The sequence below is a fragment of the Alteromonas sp. MmMcT2-2 genome, assembly GCF_022348305.1.
In the GTDB taxonomy this organism is placed as follows: Bacteria; Pseudomonadota; Gammaproteobacteria; order Enterobacterales; family Alteromonadaceae; genus Alteromonas; species Alteromonas macleodii.
On the sequence record NZ_JAKRFA010000006.1, the window covers coordinates 148,115 to 154,827 of the forward strand.

General features: G+C 44.5%; 8 protein-coding genes. 6 read left to right on the forward strand and 2 right to left on the reverse strand.

Annotated elements, in window-relative coordinates; translation table 11 throughout:
• Window positions 1–317: 317 nt before the first annotated feature.
• Together yaaA and MHM99_RS05920 are read left to right on the forward strand one after the other, a co-directional pair.
• Window positions 318–1,091, forward strand: a complete 774-nt coding sequence (gene yaaA, locus MHM99_RS05915) for a peroxide stress protein YaaA (protein WP_343213274.1) — start codon at window positions 318–320, stop codon at window positions 1,089–1,091.
• Window positions 1,092–1,135: 44 nt separating this feature from the next.
• On the forward strand, window positions 1,136–1,489 hold the full coding sequence (locus MHM99_RS05920) for an RNA-binding protein (protein WP_239218527.1): 354 nt from the start codon (window positions 1,136–1,138) through the stop codon (window positions 1,487–1,489).
• A 60-nt stretch (window positions 1,490–1,549) separates the two neighbouring features.
• Here MHM99_RS05920 and MHM99_RS05925 read toward each other — a convergent pair whose 3' ends face one another.
• Window positions 1,550–2,809, reverse strand: coding sequence for an MFS transporter (locus tag MHM99_RS05925; RefSeq protein ID WP_039232054.1), 1,260 nt, complete (start codon window positions 2,807–2,809; stop codon window positions 1,550–1,552).
• Between the two features lie 663 nt (window positions 2,810–3,472).
• Here MHM99_RS05925 and MHM99_RS05930 point away from each other — a divergent pair.
• The 3 genes from MHM99_RS05930 to MHM99_RS05940 are packed head-to-tail and all read left to right on the forward strand — an operon-like array spanning window position 3,473 to window position 5,014.
• Complete coding sequence (locus MHM99_RS05930) at window positions 3,473–3,964, forward strand: helix-turn-helix transcriptional regulator (RefSeq protein ID WP_080589203.1); 492 nt, start codon at window positions 3,473–3,475, stop codon at window positions 3,962–3,964.
• Complete coding sequence (locus tag MHM99_RS05935) at window positions 3,961–4,683, forward strand: AzlC family ABC transporter permease (protein WP_039226313.1); 723 nt, start codon at window positions 3,961–3,963, stop codon at window positions 4,681–4,683. Before MHM99_RS05930 ends, MHM99_RS05935 begins: the two co-directional genes overlap by 4 nt.
• Window positions 4,673–5,014, forward strand: coding sequence for an AzlD domain-containing protein (locus tag MHM99_RS05940; protein ID WP_014950476.1), 342 nt, complete (start codon window positions 4,673–4,675; stop codon window positions 5,012–5,014). The genes MHM99_RS05935 and MHM99_RS05940 overlap by 11 nt, the downstream gene beginning before the upstream one ends.
• 28 nt (window positions 5,015–5,042) lie before the next feature.
• Here MHM99_RS05940 and msrA read toward each other — a convergent pair whose 3' ends face one another.
• The gene (gene msrA, locus MHM99_RS05945) at window positions 5,043–5,654 is read right to left on the reverse strand and encodes a peptide-methionine (S)-S-oxide reductase MsrA (protein WP_014950475.1); all 612 of its coding nucleotides are present in this window, start codon (window positions 5,652–5,654) and stop codon (window positions 5,043–5,045) included.
• Between the two features lie 430 nt (window positions 5,655–6,084).
• On the opposite strand from msrA, the gene MHM99_RS05950 reads away from it, so the two are divergent.
• On the forward strand, window positions 6,085–6,519 hold the full coding sequence (locus tag MHM99_RS05950) for an OsmC family protein (protein WP_014950474.1): 435 nt from the start codon (window positions 6,085–6,087) through the stop codon (window positions 6,517–6,519).
• Window positions 6,520–6,713 lie beyond the last annotated feature (194 nt).

The following is a 6,713-nucleotide window of genomic DNA, read 5'->3' on the forward strand; positions in this document are numbered from 1 at the left end:
ACCCGTGTGACAATTCATACATTGAATAGCGACAAAATGGCTAATCGGATTTCTCTGTTAAGCCAATTTACGTCTTTCTTATGCCATTTTGCTTTTTAAAGCGTATCAGGTGGTACAATACCAGTGTAATACCATTCCGCATAGATCATTACCCACTCAGCGAGAGTTAAAATGCTCGTAATCGCGGCGTGTCACCGCAGGTATAGTGGTTCTACATTAAGGTGGCACAACAAAGAGTACGGGCATTTTAAACTCGCCCTTCGGGAAGGTCTGGCAAGCTTCCTAGCTTCATTCTGGGAATTTGAAAGGGAACAGCCATTCCTGCATTCCCACGCTTTGCTAATTTAGATTTTGAAAGCGAAATTCCTGTGAGCCAGTTCACTCAGCCTGCCATGCTTGAAGACACTGAACGTTTGATGGAAGTTTGCCGCACCTTATCGCCTGCTGACTTATCATCGCTGATGAAGATAAGCGACAAGTTAGCAACGTTGAACGCCAACCGTTTTGCTGAGTTTTCTACGCCATTTTCGCCCGATAATGCACGCCAAGCAATGTATGCGTTTAATGGTGATGTGTATACTGGGTTAGATGCTTACTCGCTTGATAGCGAAACGGTAGAATATGCGCAAAAACATCTTCGAATTTTGTCTGGCCTATACGGATTGCTTCGTCCTTTAGACTTAATGCAGGCCTATCGTTTAGAAATGGGCACTAAATTAGCAAACCCTGAAGGAAAAGACCTGTATGCGTTTTGGGATGATCGCATTACTTATGTGCTAAATAAGGCATTAGAAGCACAGGGTGACAATGTGTTGATCAACCTTGCTTCAAATGAGTACTTTAAAGCAGTGAAGAAAAAATCTTTAGATGGCATGATCATTACGCCAACATTTAAAGACTGCAAGAATGGTCAGTATAAAATTATCAGTTTCTTCGCGAAGAAAGCCCGTGGTTTAATGGCGCGTTATATTCTTGAAAACCGTGTAGAAGACGTAGAAGGTCTGAAAAACTTCGACGTAGATGGCTATGTGTTTAGCGAAGAACAAAGTTCATCAACGGAACTTGTGTTTCTGCGTAACCAAGAAAGTTAATAACACCCGTTCATCCATAATCACCTAAAAAGTAGGACATAAATTTGAGCATATTAGTTCGCAATTTACCTAAAACATTTACTCAGGAAAATCTTGAAGACTTGTTTTTCGAGTTTGGCAACATAGCGTCGTGCGACTTGGTGATGGATGAGGCTTCTGGCTTATCTAAGGGCTTTGGTTTCGTAGAAATGAGCACGCAAGAAGAAACCGATAAAGCCATTGAAAAACTTAACGCCAAAGTTATCGACGGTAAGAAAATTCGTGTTAAGTGGTCAAATCAAGAGAAGAAGCAGGCTGAAGCGATAGCTAGTGCGCCAGCGCCCAAAAGAGACATTCCCGAAGATGTGTGGGGAAGTGCTTCTCGCAATAGCTCTGAGCGTGAAAACGACGCCGAGTAATACCGAGGGAATACAACTAACAAGCGCTGACAACGAAGGTTGTCAGCGCTAAACCTTCATTTAACCAGATACGGTTGCTGTTTGTACTTGAGTATTGCGAGCAGTCATAACAATGGCCAGCCACACCAGTACACCACCACCAGCAAGCGCTAGGCCTACCCAACCCGTTGATGTATAGCCATAACCCGCTGACAGTGTCATTCCTGCCAACCAAGGGCCAAGTGCATTAGCGGTGTTAAAAGCCGCATGGTTCATGGCGCCGGCTAAAGTCTGAGCCTCGCCAGCGACATCCATAAGCCTTGTTTGCAGCGGCACCACCATGCCACCACCGATACCAATGAAAAACAGTGATGCTGCCATTAAGTATGGATTCCCCATCGACGCAGCGTAAGCTGCAGCTGATAGGCCCAGTAAAACCTGAAACGTAATCGCTGACGTCAGTAGCCTGCCTTCAGAATAGCGGCCTGCAATAATATTGCCCAAGGTTACGCCTATGCCATAGATAAGCAATGTGGCCGAGATTCCCCACTCAGGTGATGAGGTTGTATTGAGGTAAGAGGCGCTGAAATAAGAATAAACTGAGAACATACCACCAAAGCCAATAGCGCCCATAAGTAGTACCAGCAGCACGTCTTTGTTTTTCAGAGCTTTAAGCTCGGTTAGCGGTTTGGCATCTGGATTAGGGCCGCGGTACGGTGCGGTTTTCCAAACCATTAATGCAGTAACTAACGCAAAGGCTGAAATAATAAAGAAGCCAGTTCGCCATCCGAACATTTGCCCAATACCGCTAATTGACGGCACACCAATAATATTGGCAATAGCCAAGCCTAAAATGACGTTACTGACCGCTTGCGCCCGTTTATTTTTACCGGCAATGTCTGCAGCAAAGAGCATGGCAATGCCGAAGTAAGCGCCATGAGGAAGGCCAGCAATAAAACGCGCTATATTCATTGTCCATTCTGACCACGCTAGTGCTGTTAGCAAGTTTCCGCCAGCATAAAATACCATCATTGAAATAAGCATGGTGCGTCTTGCAAGCCTGGAAAAAAAGATAGTGATAAGCGGCGCGCCCACTACAACACCAATGGCATAAGCACTAATTGCGTGACCAGCGACATTTTCAGTAATGCCAAAATCTTCTGCAAAGTAAGGTAATAAACCCATTGCCGCAAATTCACTGCAACCAATCACAAAGGTTCCGAAAGCCAGCCAAAAGGTTATAGTGGCCAGTGAGTATTCACCCAACGCTGAGTGCTGCTCTGAATAGGCCTGCTTTGAAGAGGCTTGGTCAGAAAGAATCTTGTCAGTTTGATTCGTCATAAACGTCCTTTTGTTCATTGAGTTCAATCACGTACTTAGTGGCTGTTTTAGCGAGGGTCTGTTGAGCTTTGCTGTGCATTTTTACAATGTCTGTGTGTCATCAAAGATAAAAGACGCTCAGCAGACTAGCGCTTTGATGAAACGCAAAAACCGGCTCAACGGAATGTTTGCCGGTTCTCTTCGAATAGTCGCCCTTATCATCGATAATATTTAGCAACCGTCGGTAATATTTAGCAATGATCAACGGCCCACAGGTTCGTGCTTTTCGTATTCGTTTAATGCAAAAGATCGTAGCATCGCTCAGATAGCAAGTAACGGTAACTGATAAGGTTTCTTAATCAATTCAGCGATTTAAATGTAGTGCATTTGTTAATAAATTACGTCGGACCTTTTGCGTTAGAAAGTCGAATGGGCGTTTATAAAAAGCGAAGGTGACTGTTTTCTGTGCACAAATATTGGTTACCTTTTAGTTCATCACTTTGTCATCTTTTAACATTTGTCACGTTTTCCAATCGTGGCGTGAGCACAACGCCGTATCCATACCCCCATTGAAAACAAACTTCTTGACTTTGAAGTGTTCTATATATAGAACGTTCTTTAAATGGAACATCATTAAGTTGGTAAGGTGTGAATCAATCAACGCTCAACATCCTCGGAAGGCATTTGCAGAAACTCAGGCAAGACAAAGGTGTCTCGCTGTCGCAATTGGCAGCAGGGGCAGGTATCGCTAAATCTAACCTTTCAAGATTAGAGCAGGGCAACGGCAACCCGACGCTAGACACCATTTGGCGGTTAGCTAAACAACTAGACGTTCCGTTCGGTCAGCTAGTTCAGCCTCTTAGCGCAAGCGTTGGAGAAAAGGGCGTAGAAGTTCGTTTAATTGAGCAAGGACAAGGTATCCCGAACGTTGATGCTTATTGGATGTCGGTTGCACCCAATACTTTTCGAGAGGCAGAAGCTCACGCCACAGGAACAGAAGAAACGATTACCGTTGTTAGCGGCTCTCTGGAAGCTGGGAATAGTGGAAATACTCAATGGCTGCATCCGGGTCAAAGTTTAGCATTTAACGCTGATTTGCCCCACGTATACAAAACGGGAGACGAGTGGGCGACATGTCTTATCACAATCGTTTATCACAAAGAGGCAAAGGAATGAGCCAACTTTCATCAAAAAGTGGACTTAAGCAAGGGGTTATTGACGGGTTACCTTTGTTAGGTGGTTACATTCCTGTAGCCATTTCATTTGGCGTGATCGCAGTTCAAGCCGGTTTTTCTACGCTGGAAGCCACGCTAATTTCCGTATTCATTTACGCAGGCGCGTCGCAGTTTCTTTTGGTAGCCATGGTGGCATCAGGTGCGCCACTTTGGCTAGCGGTTTGTATGACGTTATTAGTTAATGTACGTCATGTGGTTTATGCGCCCAACTTGGTGCCTTATTTACCGCAAAGTAAAGCTTGGCCCTATTTAATGCACGGCCTTACTGACCAGATTTTTGCGCTAGCCCATACTCGCTTGCCGTTAATGGACGATGCTAAAAAGGTAGATTGGTTTAAAGGTGTATCGATGGTGGCGTGGCTTAGTTGGATCGTAGGGACGGCGCTTGGCGGTATCGCAGGAGACTCCCTTACCCAACAATGGCCAATATTAGACAGCGTGATGCCCTTTGCCTTACCTGCACTTTTCCTTGTGCTACTCGCGCCTAAATTCTCAAGTAAATTATGGAGCGCTACCTTGTTCGTTACAATGACGGCGGCTCTCTTCTTGGCTCTCAGCGCCTTTAAAAACGCTGCAATTCCACTGGCAGCACTATGCGGTGCGATAACCTTTTATCTTCTCACCTCGCACGTTGAAAGGAAGCAATCTCATGCACGTTGATATTTGGATAGCTATTGTTGTAGCGGCCATCGGAACATATGCATTGCGCGTAGTACCGTTGCTGTGGACTCAGCGTCACTTTAATAAACACAAGGCCAATAACACTGAGGCGCGTTTACCTACGTGGCTAAGCGTGTTAGGGCCGTTAATGATTGCCGCTATGTTAGGAGCGTCACTTATTCCAAAAGCACCGTCAGCGGCGAGTTGGATTGCAACCGCAATAGGCACTGTTGTCACTGTGCTTGTTTGGCGCAAATTCAAAAGCTTAGGGCTGCCAGTGTTTTGCGGCGTGCTTTCTTTTGGTGTGGCTTTTGGTATCGCTTTGGTTTAGCGTTGGGCGCAGATGTTAAGTTGCTGGGCTAAGACTTATTCTTACCCAAGGCTTTCTCGCCCCAAATTTCTTCCAAGCGCTGGTCACGTCCACAGTTCCATCGGTAGAACTTATAGCGAACGGGACTTTTTTTATAAAAATCTTGATGGCCAATTTCGTCGCCTTTTATCGGATAAAAGGTAGAAGCATCGAGTATGGGCGTTACCACCTTTTTATTGGGAAATTGGGCTACCACGTCAGCTTTTGTTTTTTCTGCTATAGCACGTTCTTTATCGTTTGCTACAAAGATGGCGCTTAAGTAACTGGGTCCCTTATCACAAAACTGACCTCGGTCATCGAAAGGGTCAATGTTCACCCAAAAATGATCGAGAATATCATTATAAGAAAGCATATCGCCGTCATAGGTGATCTTTACCGCCTCAAAGTGTCCCTTGTGATTGCCATTATAAGTCGGATTTGGCGCGCTTCCGCCAGTGAACCCCGACACCACATCAGTAACCCCGTCTAGCTTTTCAAAATCAGACTCCATGCACCAAAAGCAGCCCCCAGCTAGTATGGCCTCGTCGGCACTTGTTGATGGCGTAAAAACCGAAGCGCTTAACGCAGTGCTAATAAAAACTGCAGAAAGTGTTAATTTCATCATTCACCTTTTATGTGTTGGTTTAACGTTGTAGCGACCTTCGCGTTTAATTCGTCAGACCCCAGCTTGCGAAGATATACGGTTAACAAATAAAGAACGGTTTAAGCTGAAATTAATTTCATCGCGGTGCAGCGAGTTAATTCCATTTTTGTTTTACAAGCGTACATTTTTTCTAAGCGCACATTGCGAAGCTTGAGGCTTTGCGCGAAAGCATAGGTACTGAAAAAGACTAAAAGGATGTAAGTAAAATTTTCATCTCACTCTGTAGTCTTCTTTCAAAAAGGGAACTGTCTCTGATTCCACCATTTACAAGATGAGGCTGTAAAGCCGCTATGACAAGGGATAGAGCGATTTCTTATGATCGGCAGAGCACTTGCATCTTATCCAACTACATGAAAATCAGTTTAGTTAAAATGAAAGGAAAGATGATATGTCGATAGTCAAATCAGGTAGTGCAGTTTACAAACCGCTAGGTAAAAAGGGAAAGGGGAGCATTTCTACACAAACCGGTGCTTTATCGAACCAGCCTTATGGTTTTAACACGCGGTTTGAAGATGGAAAGGGAACCAACCCCGAGGAATTAATTGGTGCGGCGCATGCGAGTTGCTTCACCATGGCACTCTCTTTTGCGCTTTCAGATGCGGGATACGATGACGGCGAGTTAAATACCACTGCAAAAATCAGTTTAGAGAAAAACGATGACGGCTTTGAAATAACTCAATCGGCACTAAGCTTAGATGCTGAGGTTGAAGGGATTACCGAAGATGAGTTTGAGAAAATTGCACAGGAAGCAAAAGAAAATTGCCCAGTATCTCAACTTCTTAATGCCAACATCACATTGGAATACCGATTGAATATTGAATAAGAGATAAAGGCTAATACTACCCTTATCGAAGATAGGACTCGCTTTGTTAGACACTCGCTTTGTTAGACAAGACCAGGCAAGTTATTTTTATCAAGTTGTGTCGTCCTAATATAGGTTGACAGTTATTAGGCCAGCTCTCGAAGCTGGCCTTTTCTATTATGCACTGCGTTAGGCGTTTCCATATCTAATGCTAA